Source organism: Endozoicomonas sp. SESOKO2, from assembly GCF_024606245.1.
Lineage (GTDB): Bacteria > Pseudomonadota > Gammaproteobacteria > Pseudomonadales > Endozoicomonadaceae > Endozoicomonas_A.
The window spans coordinates 1-1,601 of record NZ_JAHHPQ010000001.1; the positions used below are offsets into that span (position 1 = coordinate 1).

The window sequence follows — 1,601 nt, forward strand, 5'->3', positions numbered from 1 at the left end:
GGTATCCATGAATAAGGATTGGTGCTCAGAGAGGTGTCTTTGGTGGTCAGGATCAGTTCATAAGCCATCAGCAGATTCATAGCATGAAGCGATTGCCACGCCATCGATTCAATGAGGGTCGTTTTCACCCCGCAGCCGCGAGCCCTTTGTAGCTCATCATCAGGCTGCAAATCTGATCTGACATAGCGGTTTGTGTCGGCAATGATTGACGGACTGTCGGACAATCTGCGCCGCTCACGCTTCATAGAAAAGCTCTGGTTTGGAGAAGCTGTTTTCTGTGCAAACTCGACAATAAAACGTTTTGTCAGTGGTTCGGCCTGACAGATAACAGACAATGACAGTAGCAACCACAATGTTGCCGTAAGGAGTGAATACTGAATAATTCTATCCTTGCATTCTGGTTTACAGAGAGGAAGGATAGATCAAGAAAATAATTACGTTTTATACCGCCAGTCATTGCAACCTGTCTGGTCTCAACATGTAAAATCTTCGTCATGAAAATAAGCGGGCACCGGTCAGAGATCTCTACCTAAGAGTTGTCGTCTAAATTACCTCGGTAATCACACTTATTTCACTTTCTCCCTTTTCAATTTACCCTCTTCAGGGCTGGGTTCATTATCCTGATCCACACGAACAGACATGCGTTTTCGATGTCTTCTTTTGTGATCCACCAGAGCTTTAGCATTCTTGCAGATCTTCCGGCATCGTCGCTCCTGACCATCTTCCCCGACCACTGTCATGTCACAGAGTTGTTCTCTGGTGTGGGCGATTCTTTTATGATTCGACAGGGCGCGAGCATTCTGGCAGACCCTCCCGCATGGCTGATTCTTGCCATCCTCCCTGACCAGGTTAGCGTCACAGGTTTTTTGCCCGGAGTGAATTACGCTTCTGTGACTTGACAGAGACAGATCATTCTTGAAGACTCTCCCGCATGGTCGCAACTGGCCATTCTTCCCGACTAATGACAGGTGACAGGTTTTTTCCCCGGTGTGAGCGATTCTTTTGTGACTCGTCAGGGCGCCGACATTCTGGCAGACCCTCCCGCATGGCTGCTTCTTGCCACCCTCCCCGTCTACCTCAACGTCACAGGTTTTTTGCCCGGTGTGAAATTTCCTTTTGTGAGATGACATAGCCTGATCATTCTTGAAGGCTTTCCCGCATGGCCGCGACTGGCCATCCTTCCCGACTATTGCCAGGTTACAGGTTTTTTGCTTGCCGTGAAATTTGCCTTTGTGATCCGCCAGGGCTTTAGCACACTTGTAGACCTTCGCGCACGGCCGCTGCTGGCCATCATCCGCGACCACGATCACTCGACAGATTTGTTGCCCGGTGTGGACTCTTCTTTTGTGCCCCCTCAGGGCGGAAGCATTCTTGCAGACCTTTCCGCATGACCGTTGCTGACCATCCTCCCCGACCACGGTTACGTCACAGGTTTGTTGTTCAGAATGGTATCCGATCTTGTGATTCCACACGGCTTGAGCATTCTTGCAGACCATTCCGCATGGCCGTTGCTGACCATCCTCCCCAATCACTATCCATTCACAGGTTTTTTGTCCAGAATGGTATGCGTTTTTGTGAGTCAATAGAGATTTAGCATTCTT

General features: G+C 49.3%; 2 protein-coding genes. Both read right to left on the reverse strand.

The window, feature by feature from the left end; genetic code table 11:
* On the reverse strand, positions 1–353 hold a 353-nt coding region (locus tag KDK17_RS00005), incomplete at its 3' end, for a hypothetical protein (RefSeq protein WP_257287045.1).
* A gap of 213 nt (positions 354–566) precedes the next feature.
* Positions 567–1,601 (reverse strand): hypothetical protein (locus KDK17_RS00010; RefSeq protein WP_257287046.1); only part of this gene is annotated, 1,035 nt, incomplete at its 5' end.